This is a genomic window from Pseudomonas sp., assembly GCF_035512415.1.
Lineage (GTDB): Bacteria > Pseudomonadota > Gammaproteobacteria > Pseudomonadales > Pseudomonadaceae > Aquipseudomonas.
The window spans coordinates 209022-224372 of sequence record NZ_DATKDZ010000005.1 but is presented as its reverse complement, the minus strand read 5'-3'; the positions used below and the strand labels follow the sequence as shown (position 1 = coordinate 224372).

Sequence of the window (15351 nt, the reverse complement as noted above, 5' to 3'; positions counted from 1 at the left end):
CGCGCCACCTGCTGGCCTTGGCCAAAACGCGTGATGCAGATGGGCGAGACAACGCATGGAATTCGAAAAACTGCTGCGCCTGATGGTGGAAAAGGGCGGCTCCGACCTGTTTATCACCGCCGGCGTGCCGCCCTCGATGAAGGTCAACGGCAAGATCATGCCGATTACCAAAACGCCCATGTCGCCGGAGCAGACCCGCGAGACCGTGCACTCGGTGATGAACGAGCAGCAACGCCGCGATTTTGCCGAAAATCATGAATGCAACTTCGCCATCAGTGCCCGCGGCATCGGCCGTTTCCGCGTCAGCGCTTTCTACCAGCGCAACCTGGCCGGCATGGTGCTGCGCCGCATCGAAACCAATATCCCGACTCTGGATGAGCTGAAACTGCCGGAAGTGCTGAAGAAGCTGGCCCTGACCAAGCGCGGCCTGGTGCTATTTGTCGGTGCCACCGGTACCGGTAAATCGACCTCCCTGGCGGCGATGATCGGCTACCGCAACAAGAACAGCAGCGGCCACATCATCTCGATCGAAGACCCGATCGAATATATCCACCAGCACCAGAGCTGCATCGTTACCCAGCGCGAGGTGGGCATCGACACCGAGTCCTTCGAGGTGGCGCTGAAAAACACTCTGCGCCAGGCCCCGGACGTGATCCTGATCGGTGAGGTGCGCACCCGCGAAACCATGGACCATGCCGTGGCCTTCGCCGAAACCGGCCACCTGTGCCTGGCCACCCTGCACGCCAACAACGCCAACCAGGCGCTGGACCGGATCATCAACTTCTTCCCGGCTGACCGGCAGAACCAGGTGTGGATGGATCTGTCGCTTAACCTCAAGGCTATCGTCGCTCAGCAGCTGATCCCGACCCCGGATGGCAAGGGCCGCCGCGCGGTGATCGAGGTGCTGATCAACACCCCGCTAGCCGCCGACCTGATCCGCAAGGGTGAAGTGCACGAGCTCAAGGCGCTGATGAAGCGCTCCACCGAGCTGGGCATGCAGACCTTCGATCAGGCCCTGTACAACCTCTATAGCCAGGGCGAAATCACCTACGAAGACGCGCTGCTCTATGCGGACTCGGCCAACGACCTGCGTCTGATGATCAAACTCGGTTCGGAAGCCGACGGCGATCACCTGAGCAGCATGTCCCAGGGCCTGTCGCTGGAAGTCAGCGAAGAGGATCCGGGCAAGCGCTTTCGCTGACAGGCAGCGCCTTCGCGCTGCTGGATCGAATGCTTTTGCCGCCTTGGCGCGCCACGGCTTCGGCCTGGCCGTTGCGCTGTGCGCCGGCGCGGGCCTGGCTCATCAGCTGTGGAATCAATGGCCCTTCCGGCAGGTTTTTCCAGAAGCGCACGGGCATGCTGGTCTCCAATACGCTGCGATTCAGTCGCGCCGGATTGAAGGTGCTGCCGTAATAGGCCAGCCACAACGCTTCACCATCATCTTCGGGCGTTTGCGCCAGGCGTTGCCACTCAGGCGGGCAGGGCCGCTGGTAGTGCAGGCGCTGGCCATCCCAGTACACACCATCATCCGCTGTGGCAATCAACCAGGTACTGCGCCCCAGGCGTTCGGCAAAGTGCCCGCTGGCACTGGCCAGAATGTCATGGGCGGGCTCATGCCAGGCCACCAGTTGTGGCCCTTCGGCGTTTTCCGGGCGCGGATGAAAGCGTAGAAAGGCATGCAGATGATGAGCCTCGCGACGCACCGCCTTGAGCCGTTTATGCAGCTGGCTGCCATCGATATCTCCCGGCAGCATGGCGGCGCGATCACCCAGGGCAACCCGCCAGAGAATCCGATAGAGCAGGCTCCAGCGATCTTCGACGCGAAAACGTGCAGCGCTCTGCAGCAGTTCAAGCAGCTGTTTGGGGATGCGCGGTGCGGGTGCCAGGGGCTGGATGCTGATGGCGTCAGGCGCGCGGTCGAACAGGCCGCCTTGATCGCCGTCACCCAGCCAGTTGACCTGGTGCGGCGGCACGCCTTGCTGCAATAACGCCCTGGCGACCTCGCGCCAGCCGGCGAAGCTGCCATCGAAGTGCGCGTTATGCATCACCACAGCGCCATCTGTGCGGGCGTTTCACTGAGCTGCTGGCGCAGCAGCAGGGATTCGCGGGAGGCCTGCAGAGGCCGATAATCCTGGGTGACGATAAAGGGCTTGGCTTTTTCCAGGGCGCAGCGCAGGCGCGTCAGGTCGTCGAAGCGGATGCGTTTCTGTCGGCGCAGGGCCACCAGGCGCTTGGCGCTGAGCATGCCGATGCCGGGCACGCGAGCGATCACCGCCGGTTCGGCGCGGTTAAGGTCGACCGGGAAATGCTCGCGGTTGTTTAGCGCCCAGGCCAGTTTCGGGTCGATATCCAGGGCCAGGTTGCCGGGGCCGCTAAGCAGTTCGGAGGCTGAGAAACCGTAGCCGCGCATCAGGAAGTCGGCCTGATACAGGCGGTGTTCGCGCAGCAAGGGCGGCGCTTCGAAGGGCACGGTATTCGGGCTTTGCGGGATCGGACTAAAGGCTGAGTAATACACCCGGCGCAGGCGGTAGTCGCCATAGAGCGAGGCGGCGGTGTGCAGGATGGTGCTGTCATCGGTGGCGTCGGCACCGATGATCATCTGCGTGCTCTGGCCCGCCGGGGCGAAACGCGGTGCACGTATTTCTGCGCGCGCCTCGCTCTCGCCCTGATGGATCGAGTGCATGGCCTGCTTGATGGTGAGCACCTTTTTCTCCGGGGCCAGGCGGATCAGGCTGCTCTCGGTGGGCAGTTCGATATTCACGCTCAGACGGTCGGCGTAGCGCCCGGCTTCGGCAATCAGTAGCGGGTCGGCGTCGGGGATGGTCTTGAGGTGGATATAGCCGCGGAACTCGTGCTCCTCGCGCAGCAGTTTGGCCACGCGGATCAGCTGCTCCATGGTGTAGTCGGCCGAGCGGATGATCCCGGAGCTGAGAAACAGCCCGCTGATGCAGTTGCGCTTGTAGAAGTCGATGGTCAGGGCCACCACTTCTTCCGGGGTAAAACGCGCGCGCGGCACGTCGCTGGAGCGGCGGTTGACGCAGTACTGGCAGTCATACAGGCAGAAGTTGGTCAGCAGGATCTTCAGCAGGGCCACGCAGCGCCCGTCCGGAGTAAAGCTGTGGCAGATGCCCATGCCGTTGGTCGAACCTATTCCGCTCTTACCCTTGGAGCTGCGGTTTGGCGCACCGCTGCTGGCGCAGGAGGCGTCGTACTTGGCGGCGTCGGCGAGTACGGTGAGTTTTTCGATCAGTTGCATGGTGCTGCCTGCTTAACTGGTTATGCATACAGTATTTAGCAATCTCCTGCAGGCATCAAGCGCTGATCTGGCGATGTGTGTGGCGGATTTCCCCGGGCGGCGAACCTTGCGTAGAGTGTGGCGTCAGATGCAGCTCAGGCCATCAGGAGGCACGCACATGCAGCGACAGGACACGCACAGCAAACTTATCGGCTATCTGCTGTGGATTTTCGGCTTTCTCGGCGCGCACCGTTTCTATTACGGCAAACCGGTGACCGGGACTATCTGGTTCTTCACCTTCGGTCTGCTGTTTATCGGCTGGATCGTCGACCTGTTCCTGATCCCTGCCATGGACCGTGAGGCCGACCTGCGTTTTAGCGCCGGCGACACCGACTACAACGTGGCCTGGATTCTGCTGACCTTCCTCGGCTTCTTCGGCGTGCACCGCATGTACCAGGGCAAATGGATCAGCGGCATTCTCTACCTGCTGACCTTCGGCTTTCTCGGCCTGGGCGTGCTCTATGACTTCTGGACGATGAACACGCAGATCTCCATCCAGAATGCCCGCAGCGCTTGAGCAAGGACTATCCTGCTACTGGAATACGCATGTAAGCGGGATTGGCAGGGTATGGGTGGATAGGCTGCAGCCATCTCTTTGATCTAGATGCGCCTGGTTGTTTGAGGGCCCTATGCACCGAATCGGGATTGTTTGTCTAGCACTGTGCTGCGTGTTGCTTGGCCTCGGGCCTGCCAATGTCCAGGCCCGAGAGCTGGTCATCGGCGGCATCCCCGAGGTGCCGGTGCGCTATGTGGATCCCCAGGATGGCCTTATCAAGGGCCTGGATATCGATGTGCTGGAGCATATTCTGGGGCGTCTCGAGGTGCCTTATCGGGTGCGTCTGGAATCCTCCTCGGCGCGCCTGGAAAGCAACTGGCGGCGGGGCAAGCTGTACGACATGGTGTTCACCTACTCCTTCAAGGAGGAGCGTACGCCCTACCTGCTGTACGCCGCTGAAGCGCATATCTACAACAACTGGCATTTCTTTGTGCTCAAGGAGAACCAGCAGCGTTTTCGCTATGAGCAGCTGGAGGACCTGAAAGGTCTGCGGGTCGGCGCGACCGAGGGCTTTTCCTATACCCAGGAGTTCTGGGCGGCGGTCGCTGCGGGTATCTGGCACACCGATCTGGTGACCCAGAACGCTCTGCAGATGCAGAAGCTGCTGCACGGGCGTATCGATACCGTGCCCCTGCCGGCCATGGTGACGCTGTATGGCGCGCACCAGGAGGGCTATGCGCAGCGCATCGCCTACTTGCCCAAGCCGATGAAGAGCGAGGCCTACTACAACACCTTCGTCAAGGCATCGGATTACCCGGATTTGCCGCTATTGGCCCAGCGTTATGACGAAGAGTTACGGCGCATGAAGGCCGACGGCAGCCTGCGTGCCATCTACCGCAAGCATGGCCTGGAAGAACATTACCCTTTCTGAAATGGATACCCAGGGTCGCCAGGGATTAATACAACAAACCCGCCAGCGGCGGGTTTGTTGTTTGCTGCAGTGGCTTAGGCCTGATAGCTGATATGCCCGTCTACCAGGGTGTAACGCACCGCGCCCGGCAGGCAGTGGCCGAGGAAGGGGCAGTTGCTGCCCTTGGAGTACCAGCGCTCCCCCGCCAGGGTCGAAGCCTGTGGATCAAACAGCAGCAGGTCGGCGGGGGTGCCTACGCTCAGGTTGCCAGCGGGCAGGCATAGTGCTTGCGCTGGGCCGCTGCTTAGGCGGGCGAGCAGGGTGGGCAGGTCGAGCAGGCCGTCCTGTACCAGGCTCATGGCCAGCGGCAGCAGCAGTTGCACGCTGCTGATGCCCGGCTCGGTGGCACCGAAGGGTGCGAGCTTGGCGTCGCGCTCATGGGGCTGGTGGTGGCTGGAGATGGCCGTGATCACCCCGTTCTTTACCGCGGCGCGCAGGCCGTCGCGGTCGGCCGCGGTGCGCAGCGGCGGCTGCACATGATAAAGGCTGGAGAAGTCGATCAGCGCCTCGTCGGTGAGGATCAGCTGATACAGCGCCACGTCGGCGGTTACCGGCAGGCCGCGGGCCTGGGCGTCGGCGATCAGTTGGGCACCGCGGGCGCTGGTCAGTTGGCTGAAGTGGGCGCGCACGCCGGTCTGCTCGACCAGCAGCAGGTCGCGGGCCAGGGCCACGGTTTCCGCGCTTTCCGGAATGCCCGGCAGGCCGAGGAAGCTGGCGGTGGCACCTTCATGGGCCAGGCCGCCTTCGGCCAGATCATGGTCCTGGGAGTGGAAGATCACCGTCAGATCGAAGGTCGCTGCATATTCCAGGGCGCGGCGCAGGGTGCGGTTATTGCGGAAGCTGTCCAGGCCGTTGCCGAAGGCCACGCAGCCGGCATCGCGCAGGGCCACCAGTTCGGCCAGCTGCTCGCCTTCCAGGCCTTTGCTCAGTGCGCCGATCGGGAACACCTTGGTGTGTCCGGCTTCGCGGGCGCGGTCGAGAATCAGCTCGGCCACCGCTGGGGTGTCCAGTATTGGCTTGGTAAAGGGGGGGCAGCACAGGCTGGTGACGCCGCCGGCCGCAGCCGCCAGGGTTTCCGTGGCGATGCTGCCCTTGCGGCTGTAGCCCGGCTCGCGCAGGGCGACGTTGAGGTCGACCAGGCCGGGTGCGGCCACCAGGCCCTGGGCGTTGATGCTCTGTTCGGCGACGAAGCCGGCCGGAACCTGGCCGATGGCGACAATCTTGCCGCCTTCGATATAGATATCGGCAAGCCGATCGAAACCGCTGCTGGGGTCGATAACACGGGCACCGAGGATCGCGATACGCATCAGTTCTGCTCCTCGGCGTCGAGTTGGCGTTGGGCGTTCTGCCCGCTCATGGCCATGGACAGCACCGCCATGCGCACGGCGATGCCGTAGGTGACCTGGTTGAGAATCACCGACTGTGGGCCGTCGGCCACCGCCGATTCGATCTCCACGCCGCGGTTGATTGGCCCCGGGTGCATCACCAGGGCGTCCGGCTTGGCCAGCTTGAGGCGCTGCTCGGTGAGACCGAACAGGCGGTAGAACTCGCCTTCGCTAGGCAGCAGGCCGCCGCTCATGCGTTCACGTTGCAGGCGCAGCATGATCACCACGTCGACGTCCTTGAGGCCGGCGTTCATGTCGCTGTAGACCGTCACGCCGTACTGCTCGATACCCACCGGCAGCAGGGTCTTCGGCGCGATCACGCGGATATCCGGGCAGCCCAGGGTTTTCAGGGCGAGCATATTCGAGCGCGCCACCCGCGAATGCAGAATATCGCCGACGATCGCCACCGAGAGGTTCTCGAAGCTGCCTTTATGCCGACGAATCGTCAGCATATCGAGCATGCCCTGGGTCGGGTGGGCGTGGCGGCCGTCGCCGCCGTTGATGATCGCCAGGTTTGGGCACACATGTTCGGCGATAAAGTGCGCGGCACCGGAGTCGGCATGGCGGACCACGAAGATATCGGCGGCCATGGCTTCCAGGTTGCGCAGGGTGTCGAACAGGGTCTCGCCCTTGCTGGTGGAGCTGGTCGACACGTTAAGGGTGATCACGTCGGCCGACAGGCGCTGGGCCGCCAGCTCGAAGGTGGTGCGGGTGCGTGTGGAGTTCTCGAAGAACACGTTGCACACGGTCTTGCCGCGCAGCAGCGGCACCTTCTTCACCGCCCGCGCGCCGACTTCGAGGAAGGAGTCGGCGGTGTCGAGGATCTCGGTCAGCAACTCGCGGGGCAGGCCGTCGAGGGAGAGGAAGTGGCGCAACTGGCCTTGGTCGTTGAGTTGCAGTGGGCGCTTGGCATCCATCGGTGTCATCGCGATCATTCTCAGTTGGCCAGCGTCTGGAGTTCGAGGGTCAGGGGCGTGGGGCCGGACAATTTTACCCGCTGCTCGCCTACCAGCGACAGGGTTGCGCCGACTACGTCCGGGCGGATCGGCAGCTCGCGGGCGTTGAGGTCGAGCAGGCTGACCAGGGTCACGCTGGCTGGGCGGCCGTAATCGAACAGTTCATTGAGGGCGGCGCGGATGGTGCGCCCGCTCATCAGCACGTCGTCGATCAGCACCAGGTGCTGGCCTTCGATCTCGAATGGCAGCTCGGACGGTTGCACCTGCGGGTGCAGGCCGTTCTGGGTGAAGTCGTCGCGGTAGAAGGACACATCGAGAATGCCCAATGCGTCGTCACGGCCCAGGGCTTCGAGCAGGGCCTGGGCAACCCAGACGCCGCCGGTGCGGATGCCGATAAAGCGTGGTTCGCTGATCTGCCGCTGATTCAGGTGGTTGGTCAGGGCGGCGGCCATTTGCGGTAGCAGTTCGGCCGGGTTGGGTAAGCTCATGGCAACACTCCAGGTACAAACTAAGTGGGCGTTAGCCCAGGCAATTTTCTTCGAGCCAGCCTTGTAGGAGTAAGGCTGCGGCCAGGGCGTCGACCGGGCGCTCGCGGTAGCCGCTGTTCTGCCCCTGCTGCAGGCGCTGGCCCTTGGCTTCGTAGGTGGTCAGGCGTTCGTCATGGGTGTGTACGGGCAGGTTGAAGCGGCCGTTAAGGCGGCGGGCGAATTTCTCGGCGCGCTCGCTCATCTCGCTTTTTGTGCCGTCCATATTCAGCGGCAGGCCAACGACGATGGCGTCCGGTTGCCATTCCTTGATCAGCGCTTCGACCTTCTGCCAGTCCGGCACGCCGTTCTGCGCCTTGAGGATGCACAGCTCGCGAGCCTGACCGGTGATCACCTGGCCGACCGCAACGCCGATCTGTTTGCTGCCGTAGTCGAAGCCCAGCAGCAGGCGCGGCGGTTTTGCTTCGCCCATCAGGCGTGCCCGGCTTGTGAGGTGAGCAGGCTGAGGTTGATGCCCAGGCGTGCGGCGGCGGCATTCCGGCGCTGGTCGAAGGGCAGGTCGAAGAGGATGGCGTTGTCCGCCGGGCAGGTCAGCCAGGCATTGTCGGCCAGCTCGGCCTCCAGCTGTCCGGCTTCCCAGCCGGCATAGCCGAGGGTGATCAGGTATTTCGCAGGTCCCGTGCCGTCGGCGATGGCGAACAGCACATCCTGAGAGGTCGACAGACCCAGTTCGCCCAGCTCCAGGGTGGCCTGGAACTGCGGGCCGCTGGGGTGCAGAACGAAGCCTCGGTCGCTCTGTACCGGGCCGCCGGAAAAGATCGGCAGGTTCTGGCACAGGGCCGGCGGCTCTTCGTCCGGGCGCAGCTGCTCAAGCACGTCGGCCAGGTTGAGGCCGTTGGGCTTGTTGATGACCAGGCCCATGGCACCGTGTTCGTTGTGGTCGATCAGGTAGGTCACGGTCTGGGCGAAATGTGGATCGGCCATGTGCGGCATGGCGATCAGGAAGTGATGCTTGAGGTAACTCGGGCTGGCGTCTTTCATGGCGTTAGTTTCAGGCTTCGCGGCAGTCGCTTCAAGCGCCACGCGCACGGCGCTAGAAAAAACGCGAGTGCCTCAGTTGCTGGAAAGGCGGTCGCCACGCTCGAAGCGCCAAGTGCGAATGATTTCCAGGCGATCGACATCGGCCAGGTCGCCGGTAAATGGGGCGAAGGGCGCGGCCAGGCGCACGATGCGCTGGGCGGCCTGGTCGAGCAGGCGCTGGCCCGAGGACTCCAGTACCAGCACCTCGTACAGGGTGCCGTCGCGGTTGATCGACACCAGCAGGCGCAGGTTGCCGTAGATGCCCTGGCGGCGTGCTTCGTCCGGGTAGTTGAGATTACCGATGCGCTCGACCTTCTTGCGCCACTCATCCTTGTACCAGGCTCCCTTGTCGCGCATGGTCGAGGCGGCGTTGAGGCGGTGGATCTTCGGGCGTTTGGCGTATTGCTGGACTTCCATGGCCAGCTCGGCTTCCAGGCTGGCGATTTCCGAGGACAGCTGCGCACTGTCGAATACCGGAGCCGGGCGGGTCTGCGGCGTCGGTTTGACTTCCTCGCGCTTGACCGGGGTCTTCTGTTGTTGTGGGGCGCGGGTGGCGACCGCGGCTTTCGGCGCTTGCTGACGTACGGCCGGCTGCTGGGGGGCGGCGGGCGGGGTGACGCGCTTGACCTCGGTATCCTGGAACAGCGCCTGTTCGGTGGTCTTGGGCGCGGCCTTGTGCTCCAGGGTACCGCTGCCCTGTTGATTGTCCTGGGCGAGGAAGTCGGCCTCCTTGGGCTTTTCTTCGCTCTTGAAGGTCGACAGGGTGATTTCCAGAGTTTTGCTGATCTGGTTGGGTTCACTGAGGGTGAAGCCCAGACCGAGGATCAGCGCGGCATGCAGGGCCGCGGCGAGAAACAGGGTAAAGCCCAGCCGGTCCGCCGGACGTACGCCGGCGCTGGAGAGTTCAGGTGGGTGGGCTGCTGCGTTCATCGCGTTTCGGGTCTGCTGAGGTTGCGCGCAGTCTGACGGTTTGGGGCCGCCAGCTGCAAGCTTCGCGCTTCAAGCTGCCACCTGCGTCAAGCTTTCACTGCGCGACCGGCGGCCTGCAACTTGTCTTCGATGACATCCATCAGGCGCTCACCAATGCGGGTGTCGTAGGCCGCGTCGATCTCGCGGATGCAGGTCGGGCTGGTGACGTTGATCTCGGTCAGGTGCTCGCCGATTACGTCCAGGCCGACGAACAGCAGGCCTTTCTCGCGCAGGGTCGGGCCCACCGCCGCGGCGATTTCGCGGTCGCGCTCGCTTAGCGGGCGAGCTTCGCCGCGACCGCCGGCGGCCAGGTTGCCACGGGTTTCGCCGGCGGCCGGGATGCGTGCCAGGCAATAAGGCACCGGTTCGCCGTCGATCATCAGGATGCGCTTGTCGCCATCCTTGATGCCCGGCAGATAACCCTGGGCCATGATCTGCTGCTGGCCATGGTTGGTCAGGGCCTCGAGGATCACAGAAAGGTTGGGATCGCCTTCGCGGTGGCGAAAAATCATCGATCCGCCCATGCCATCGAGGGGTTTGAGAATGATGTCACGGTGCTCCTGGGCAAACTCGCGCAGAATGTCGGCACGGCGACTGACCAGGGTTGGCGGTGTGTACTGGGAAAACTGGGTAGCAAAGTACTTTTCATTGCAGTCGCGCAGGCTCTGTGGGCGGTTGACCACCAATACGCCAGCCTGTTCGGCTTGTTCGAGCAAGTAGGTCGAGTAGATAAACTCGTTATCGAAGGGCGGATCCTTGCGCATCAGGATCACATCGAGCTCGGCGAGGGGCAGATCCTGTTCCGTACCCAGTTCGAACCAGCGCTGCGGGTCGTTGAATACACTAAGCTGTGAGAGACGGGCGCGCGCTTCACCTTTTTTCTGGTAAAGGTCCTTCTGCTCCATATAGAAGAGCGACCAGCCGCGCGCTTGGGCAGCCAGCAGCATGGCCAGCGAACTGTCCTTCTTGAAGGCGATCTGGCTGATGGGGTCCATGACTATGCCGAGGCGGACGCTCATGGCAGTGTTCTCCGTAAAATGGCAGCGAATAACGTAATGTGGCGTCAGGGTGGCGCTGACAAGTCGGGTGGTCAAGGAAAAACCTTGGCCCCGAGCGGCTTATAGATTGCATCTGGAGAGTGTGCTAAAAAGACTCGACGATTGGGTTGTAGCCCGTCGGTGACAGGGCCTCAGGCGCACTGATATAACGCAAAATAACGACTCACCGAGGCGATGGTAGGGCAATCATGGAACAGCATTCCGAGGGTTTGAGGGTGATGGTGATCGACGATTCGAAAACGATTCGTCGTACCGCGGAAACCCTGCTGAAAAAGGTGGGCTGCGAGGTAATTACCGCAGTTGACGGCTTCGATGCTTTGGCAAAGATCGCCGATACCCATCCGAATATCATTTTTGTCGACATTATGATGCCGCGGCTCGATGGCTATCAGACCTGTGCCTTGATCAAGAACAACAGCGCTTTCAAATCCACCCCGGTGATCATGCTGTCCTCCAAGGACGGCCTGTTCGATAAGGCCAAAGGCCGCATCGTCGGCTCTGATCAGTACCTGACCAAACCCTTCAGCAAAGAAGAGTTGCTGGGTGCGATCAAGGCCCACGTGCCGGACTTTATCCCGGTGGAGCAAGCCTCCTGACGTCTGGCGGCATCGCCCCAGGCGCCTATTAAAGTATTGGGAAACACCATGGCACGAATTCTGATTGTTGATGACTCGCCGACTGAGATGTACAAACTGACCGCCATGCTGGAAAAGCACGGGCATCAGGTACTCAAGGCGGAAAACGGTGCGGACGGCGTGGCGCTTGCTCGCCAGGAAAAGCCGGACGCGGTGCTGATGGATATCGTCATGCCGGGCCTCAATGGCTTCCAGGCGACCCGCCAGCTGACCAAGGATGCCGAGACCAGCCATATTCCGGTGATTATCGTCACCACCAAGGATCAGGAAACCGACAAGGTCTGGGGCAAACGCCAGGGCGCGAAGGATTACCTGACCAAGCCGGTTGACGAAGACACCCTGGTGAAAACCCTGAATGCGGTATTGGCCGGCTAAACACCGTGTCAGTCCGCAATTAAAAAAGAATAAGGCCGCAACAGGCATGTCGGACGCGCAAACACCTTTCCAAACTCTTCTCGATATCGACCAGCTCTGTCGTGCGCTGGCGGCCGGGCTGCCTTCGCAGCAGGCGCTGGTGCAGACCTGGAGCGGTATCGGCTTTCGCATGGGCGAGCGGTTCTTCGTCGCACCCATGGGCGAAGTTGGTGAAGTGCTGCACGAGCCGCGTCATACCCTGTTGCCTGGCGTGAAGAGCTGGGTCAAGGGTGTGGCCAACGTGCGCGGCCGCCTGTTGCCGGTGATGGACCTCTGCGGCTTCTTCGGCCATGAGCTGTCACCGCTGCGCAAGAAGCGGCGGGTACTGGTGGTCGACCATCAGGATGTCTTCGCCGGCCTTACGGTCGACGAAGTGTTCGGCATGCAGCATTTTCCAGTGGATACCTTCTCCGAGCGGCTGCCACCGCTGGAGGCATCCATCTCTCCTTTTATTCATGGAGTCTTCCAACGTGAACAGCCCTGGTTGGTGTTCAGCCCACACGCGCTGGCCCAGAACCCGGGTTTTCTCGACGTGGCGTATTAACAGTTTATCGGTGGGGTCGGCATTGCCGGCCTTTTGGCGTTACATGGGAACCGTAGTGCGGTCGGTCCAGGCGGGGGCCAGTAAATGAAAAAACTAAACACAGGTAATTTGTTAGCGGGTGCGCGTAGCAGCACGTTGATTGCAGGGCTGTTTATTGTCCTGATTGTCTCGATCGTGTTGTTGTTTGCCAACTTCGCCTATATCAACACCCAGTCCAACTACGACACGGAATACATCGGTCACGCCGGTGAGCTGCGTGTTCTGTCCCAGCGTATTGCGAAAAACTCCACGGAAGCAGCGGCCGGTACGGCCGAGGCGTTCGCCTTGTTGCGCGATGCCCGTAACGACTTCCAGACCCGTTGGGGCTATCTGACCGACGGCAGTGAGGAGAGTGGCCTGCCACCGGCACCCGAATCCCTGCAGCCGCAGATGGCTACGGTGCAGAAGGATTGGGACACGCTGCGGCAGAACACCGACGCCATCCTCGCCAACGAACAGACCGTACTGTCGCTGCATCAGGTAGCCGCCACCCTGGCGGAAACCATTCCGCAGCTGCAGGTCGAGTACGAGGAAGTGGTCGACATTCTGCTGGAAAGCGGTGCACCGGCGGCCCAGGTATCGGTAGCCCAGCGCCAGTCGCTGTTGGCTGAACGTATCCTCGGTTCGGTCAACAAGGTACTGGCCGGTGACCAGGACTCGGTGCAAGCCGCCGACATGTTCGGTCGTGACGCCAGCCTGTTCGGCCGGGTACTCAACGCCATGCTCGAAGGCAACGCCGCCATGGAAATCAGCCAGGTGAGCGATGCCGAAGCCCTCGAGCGTCTGGCGGAGATTTCCGAGCTGTTCGAGTTCGTTTCCGGTTCGGTGGACGAGATTCTCGAAACCTCGCCTGAACTGTTCCAGGTGCGCGAGTCGGCCAACGTGATCTTTAGCGTCTCGCAGACGCTGCTGGACCAGGCCTCCGAACTGGCCGCAGGTTTCGATGATCTGGCCGCTGGTCGGGCGCTGAATACCTTGGTCGGTTATGTGCTGGGTGCGCTGGCCCTGGGTTCGATCATTCTGATTGGTCTGGTGATGGTGCGTGAAACCAACCGCCGCCTGGGTGAGACCGCGGAGAAGAACGAACGTAACCAGACTGCGATTCTGCGTCTGCTCGACGAAATCGCCGACCTCGCCGACGGTGACTTGACCGTGGCCGCGACGGTAACCGAAGACTTTACCGGTGCCATCGCCGACTCCATCAACTACTCCATCGACCAACTGCGCGATCTGGTAGCCACGATTAACCTGACCGCCGTTCAGGTAGCCGGTGCGGCCCAGGAAACCCAGGCCACGGCGATGCACCTGGCTGAAGCCTCCGAGCACCAGGCCCAGGAAATTGCCGGTGCTTCTGCGGCGATCAACGAAATGGCCGTGTCGATTGACCAGGTATCGGCGAACGCCTCGGAGTCCTCCGCGGTAGCGGAACGTTCCGTAGCCATCGCCAACAAAGGCAACGAAGTGGTGCACAACACCATCACCGGTATGGATAACATCCGTGAACAGATCCAGGACACCTCGAAGCGGATCAAACGCCTCGGTGAATCGTCCCAGGAGATCGGTGACATCGTTAGCCTGATTAACGACATTGCTGACCAGACCAACATCCTCGCACTGAACGCCGCGATCCAGGCCTCCATGGCCGGTGATGCGGGTCGAGGCTTCGCCGTGGTAGCGGACGAAGTACAACGCCTCGCAGAACGTTCTTCTGCTGCAACCAAGCAGATCGAAGCGCTGGTTAAGACGATTCAGACCGACACCAACGAAGCCGTTATCTCGATGGAGCAGACGACTTCCGAAGTGGTGCGCGGTGCGCGTCTGGCGCAGGACGCCGGGGTAGCACTGGAAGAGATCGAGAAGGTATCGAAAACCCTCGCGGCCCTGATCCAGAACATCTCCAACGCCGCCCGTCAGCAGGCTTCGTCGGCCGGTCATATTTCCAACACCATGAACGTGATCCAGGAGATCACCTCGCAGACCTCGTCCGGTACCACGGCTACCGCCAAGAGCATTGGTAACCTGGCCAAGATGGCCAGCGAGATGCGCAAGTCGGTGTCCGGCTTTACCCTGCCGGGCGGAGAACAGGCCTAAGCCGGCGCTGTGCCGCGGCCTGAAAGGGTCACGGCATCTCGTCCATGGCCGTCAGCGAGGGGCACGACATGCAGTCAGGCGTCTGGGCCTTGCAGCAGCTGGTAGACATGTCCGCCACGGAGTTTCGTGACTGGCAGCAGTTGCTCGAGGAGCGTACCGGAGTCGTGCTCAACGAGCGGCGGCGGGCGTTTCTGCAGACCAATCTGACCGCGCGGATGCGAGAGCTGGGTGTAAGCGATTACGCCAGCTACTACCGCCAGGTGACCGATGGTCCCCGGGGCGCGGTTGAATGGTCGACCCTGCTGGATCGCCTGACCGTGCAGGAAACCCGCTTCTTTCGTCACCGACCCTCGTTCGAGGTGCTTGAGCGCTATCTGGCCGAGCGTCTGCAGCAAGGTTTAGGCAAACCCTGGGACATGTGGAGCGTGGGGTGCTCCAGCGGCGAAGAGCCCTATTCGATGGCGATCAGTGCCGCCGAGGTGCTGCGCGACACCGATAAGCCCGAACACTATGCGGTAACCGGTACCGATATCAGTCTTAACGCTCTGAGCAAGGCGCGCGATGGCCAATATGGCGCGCGGCGTTTGGAACAAATGGATGCAGACCTGTGTCAGCGTTATTTCCTGGCCCAGGCGGATGGTCGTTTCAAAGTGGTGCCGAGTCTGGCAGCACGGGTATGTTGCGCCAGGCTCAATGTGCTGGAGTTGGCGAAAGCGCCGATGTCCGGCATGGACGTTATTTTTTGTCAGAACTTGTTGATCTATTTTCGTCGCTGGCGTCGCCGCGAGATCCTCAACCGCCTGGCCGAGCGCCTGGCACTGGGTGGTCTGCTGGTGGTGGGAGTGGGCGAAATAGCGGGTTGGCAGCATCCGGAGTTGATCCCGGTGGCCGACGAGCGAGTGCTGGCGTTTACCCGCAAGGGATAAGGCAGAGC

At 62.0% G+C, this 15351-nt stretch carries 16 protein-coding genes and 1 pseudogene; 8 read left to right on the top strand and 9 right to left on the bottom strand.

Annotated features, from left to right (window positions below; genetic code table 11):
* Window positions 1-55 precede the first annotated feature (55 nt).
* On the top strand, window positions 56-1201 hold the full coding sequence (locus VMP31_RS02305; RefSeq protein ID WP_325503655.1) for a PilT/PilU family type 4a pilus ATPase: 1146 nt from the start codon (window positions 56-58) through the stop codon (window positions 1199-1201).
* Here VMP31_RS02305 and VMP31_RS02300 read toward each other — a convergent pair.
* Together VMP31_RS02300 and VMP31_RS02295 are read right to left on the bottom strand one after the other, a co-directional pair.
* Window positions 1167-2045 carry a TIGR03915 family putative DNA repair protein gene (locus VMP31_RS02300; RefSeq protein WP_325503653.1) on the bottom strand — a complete coding sequence of 293 codons (879 nt, stop codon included), beginning with the start codon at window positions 2043-2045 and terminating at the stop codon, window positions 1167-1169. The two genes, VMP31_RS02305 and VMP31_RS02300, sit on opposite strands and share 35 nt — an antisense overlap.
* Window positions 2045-3256 carry a putative DNA modification/repair radical SAM protein gene (locus VMP31_RS02295; protein WP_325503651.1) on the bottom strand — a complete coding sequence of 404 codons (1212 nt, stop codon included), beginning with the start codon at window positions 3254-3256 and terminating at the stop codon, window positions 2045-2047. The genes VMP31_RS02300 and VMP31_RS02295 overlap by 1 nt, the downstream gene beginning before the upstream one ends.
* 127 nt (window positions 3257-3383) lie before the next feature.
* Here VMP31_RS02295 and VMP31_RS02290 point away from each other — a divergent pair.
* Window positions 3384-3847: pseudogene (locus VMP31_RS02290) on the top strand (NINE protein).
* Window positions 3848-3924: 77 nt separating this feature from the next.
* Complete coding sequence (locus tag VMP31_RS02285; protein WP_325503647.1) at window positions 3925-4722, top strand: ABC transporter substrate-binding protein; 798 nt, start codon at window positions 3925-3927, stop codon at window positions 4720-4722.
* A 74-nt stretch (window positions 4723-4796) separates the two neighbouring features.
* On the opposite strand, the gene VMP31_RS02280 is transcribed toward VMP31_RS02285, so the two are convergent.
* The 7 genes from VMP31_RS02280 to gshB all read right to left on the bottom strand — a co-directional run bounded on the left by VMP31_RS02280 (window position 4797) and on the right by gshB (window position 10655).
* Window positions 4797-6068 (bottom strand): dihydroorotase, encoded by a 1272-nt coding sequence (locus tag VMP31_RS02280; protein ID WP_325503645.1) that lies wholly within the window; start codon window positions 6066-6068, stop codon window positions 4797-4799.
* On the bottom strand, window positions 6068-7072 hold the full coding sequence (locus tag VMP31_RS02275) for an aspartate carbamoyltransferase catalytic subunit (RefSeq protein ID WP_325503997.1): 1005 nt from the start codon (window positions 7070-7072) through the stop codon (window positions 6068-6070). Before VMP31_RS02275 ends, VMP31_RS02280 begins: the two co-directional genes overlap by 1 nt.
* Before the next feature lie 11 nt (window positions 7073-7083).
* Complete coding sequence (pyrR, locus tag VMP31_RS02270) at window positions 7084-7590, bottom strand: bifunctional pyr operon transcriptional regulator/uracil phosphoribosyltransferase PyrR (RefSeq protein WP_325503643.1); 507 nt, start codon at window positions 7588-7590, stop codon at window positions 7084-7086.
* A 31-nt stretch (window positions 7591-7621) separates the two neighbouring features.
* Window positions 7622-8059 (bottom strand): Holliday junction resolvase RuvX, encoded by a 438-nt coding sequence (gene ruvX, locus VMP31_RS02265; RefSeq protein ID WP_325503641.1) that lies wholly within the window; start codon window positions 8057-8059, stop codon window positions 7622-7624.
* Window positions 8059-8628, bottom strand: a complete 570-nt coding sequence (locus VMP31_RS02260; protein WP_325503639.1) for a YqgE/AlgH family protein — start codon at window positions 8626-8628, stop codon at window positions 8059-8061. The genes ruvX and VMP31_RS02260 overlap by 1 nt, the downstream gene beginning before the upstream one ends.
* 72 nt (window positions 8629-8700) lie before the next feature.
* Entirely contained in the window at window positions 8701-9597 is an 897-nt protein-coding gene (locus VMP31_RS02255; protein WP_325503637.1) for an energy transducer TonB, read from the bottom strand.
* 86 nt (window positions 9598-9683) lie between these two features.
* Window positions 9684-10655, bottom strand: coding sequence for a glutathione synthase (gene gshB / locus VMP31_RS02250; protein ID WP_325503635.1), 972 nt, complete (start codon window positions 10653-10655; stop codon window positions 9684-9686).
* A gap of 227 nt (window positions 10656-10882) precedes the next feature.
* On the opposite strand from gshB, the gene pilG reads away from it, so the two are divergent.
* The 5 genes from pilG to VMP31_RS02225 all read left to right on the top strand — a co-directional run bounded on the left by pilG (window position 10883) and on the right by VMP31_RS02225 (window position 15343).
* The gene (pilG, locus tag VMP31_RS02245) at window positions 10883-11290 is read left to right on the top strand and encodes a twitching motility response regulator PilG (protein ID WP_090446514.1); all 408 of its coding nucleotides are present in this window, start codon (window positions 10883-10885) and stop codon (window positions 11288-11290) included.
* A 48-nt stretch (window positions 11291-11338) separates the two neighbouring features.
* The gene (gene pilH, locus VMP31_RS02240; RefSeq protein ID WP_296131446.1) at window positions 11339-11704 is read left to right on the top strand and encodes a twitching motility response regulator PilH; all 366 of its coding nucleotides are present in this window, start codon (window positions 11339-11341) and stop codon (window positions 11702-11704) included.
* A gap of 46 nt (window positions 11705-11750) precedes the next feature.
* Entirely contained in the window at window positions 11751-12287 is a 537-nt protein-coding gene (locus VMP31_RS02235; RefSeq protein WP_325503629.1) for a chemotaxis protein CheW, read from the top strand.
* 84 nt (window positions 12288-12371) lie between these two features.
* Window positions 12372-14417 carry a methyl-accepting chemotaxis protein gene (locus VMP31_RS02230; protein ID WP_325503627.1) on the top strand — a complete coding sequence of 682 codons (2046 nt, stop codon included), beginning with the start codon at window positions 12372-12374 and terminating at the stop codon, window positions 14415-14417.
* 68 nt (window positions 14418-14485) lie between these two features.
* Window positions 14486-15343, top strand: coding sequence for a CheR family methyltransferase (locus tag VMP31_RS02225; RefSeq protein WP_325503625.1), 858 nt, complete (start codon window positions 14486-14488; stop codon window positions 15341-15343).
* The last annotated feature ends 8 nt before the right edge of the window (window positions 15344-15351 follow it).

What these genes read in the sequence shown, in the direction of transcription:
- VMP31_RS02305 (WP_325503655.1), top strand. Translation starts at nt 56, where the DNA reads ATGGAATTCGAAAAACTGCTGCGCCTGATGGTGGAAAAGGGCGGCTCC.
- VMP31_RS02300 (WP_325503653.1), bottom strand. Translation starts at nt 2,045, where the DNA reads ATGCATAACGCGCACTTCGATGGCAGCTTCGCCGGCTGGCGCGAGGTC.
- VMP31_RS02295 (WP_325503651.1), bottom strand. Translation starts at nt 3,256, where the DNA reads ATGCAACTGATCGAAAAACTCACCGTACTCGCCGACGCCGCCAAGTAC.
- VMP31_RS02285 (WP_325503647.1), top strand. Translation starts at nt 3,925, where the DNA reads ATGCACCGAATCGGGATTGTTTGTCTAGCACTGTGCTGCGTGTTGCTT.
- VMP31_RS02280 (WP_325503645.1), bottom strand. Translation starts at nt 6,068, where the DNA reads ATGCGTATCGCGATCCTCGGTGCCCGTGTTATCGACCCCAGCAGCGGT.
- VMP31_RS02275 (WP_325503997.1), bottom strand. Translation starts at nt 7,072, where the DNA reads ATGACACCGATGGATGCCAAGCGCCCACTGCAACTCAACGACCAAGGC.
- pyrR (WP_325503643.1), bottom strand. Translation starts at nt 7,590, where the DNA reads ATGAGCTTACCCAACCCGGCCGAACTGCTACCGCAAATGGCCGCCGCC.
- ruvX (WP_325503641.1), bottom strand. Translation starts at nt 8,059, where the DNA reads ATGGGCGAAGCAAAACCGCCGCGCCTGCTGCTGGGCTTCGACTACGGC.
- VMP31_RS02260 (WP_325503639.1), bottom strand. Translation starts at nt 8,628, where the DNA reads ATGAAAGACGCCAGCCCGAGTTACCTCAAGCATCACTTCCTGATCGCC.
- VMP31_RS02255 (WP_325503637.1), bottom strand. Translation starts at nt 9,597, where the DNA reads ATGAACGCAGCAGCCCACCCACCTGAACTCTCCAGCGCCGGCGTACGT.
- gshB (WP_325503635.1), bottom strand. Translation starts at nt 10,655, where the DNA reads ATGAGCGTCCGCCTCGGCATAGTCATGGACCCCATCAGCCAGATCGCC.
- pilG (WP_090446514.1), top strand. Translation starts at nt 10,883, where the DNA reads ATGGAACAGCATTCCGAGGGTTTGAGGGTGATGGTGATCGACGATTCG.
- pilH (WP_296131446.1), top strand. Translation starts at nt 11,339, where the DNA reads ATGGCACGAATTCTGATTGTTGATGACTCGCCGACTGAGATGTACAAA.
- VMP31_RS02235 (WP_325503629.1), top strand. Translation starts at nt 11,751, where the DNA reads ATGTCGGACGCGCAAACACCTTTCCAAACTCTTCTCGATATCGACCAG.
- VMP31_RS02230 (WP_325503627.1), top strand. Translation starts at nt 12,372, where the DNA reads ATGAAAAAACTAAACACAGGTAATTTGTTAGCGGGTGCGCGTAGCAGC.
- VMP31_RS02225 (WP_325503625.1), top strand. Translation starts at nt 14,486, where the DNA reads ATGCAGTCAGGCGTCTGGGCCTTGCAGCAGCTGGTAGACATGTCCGCC.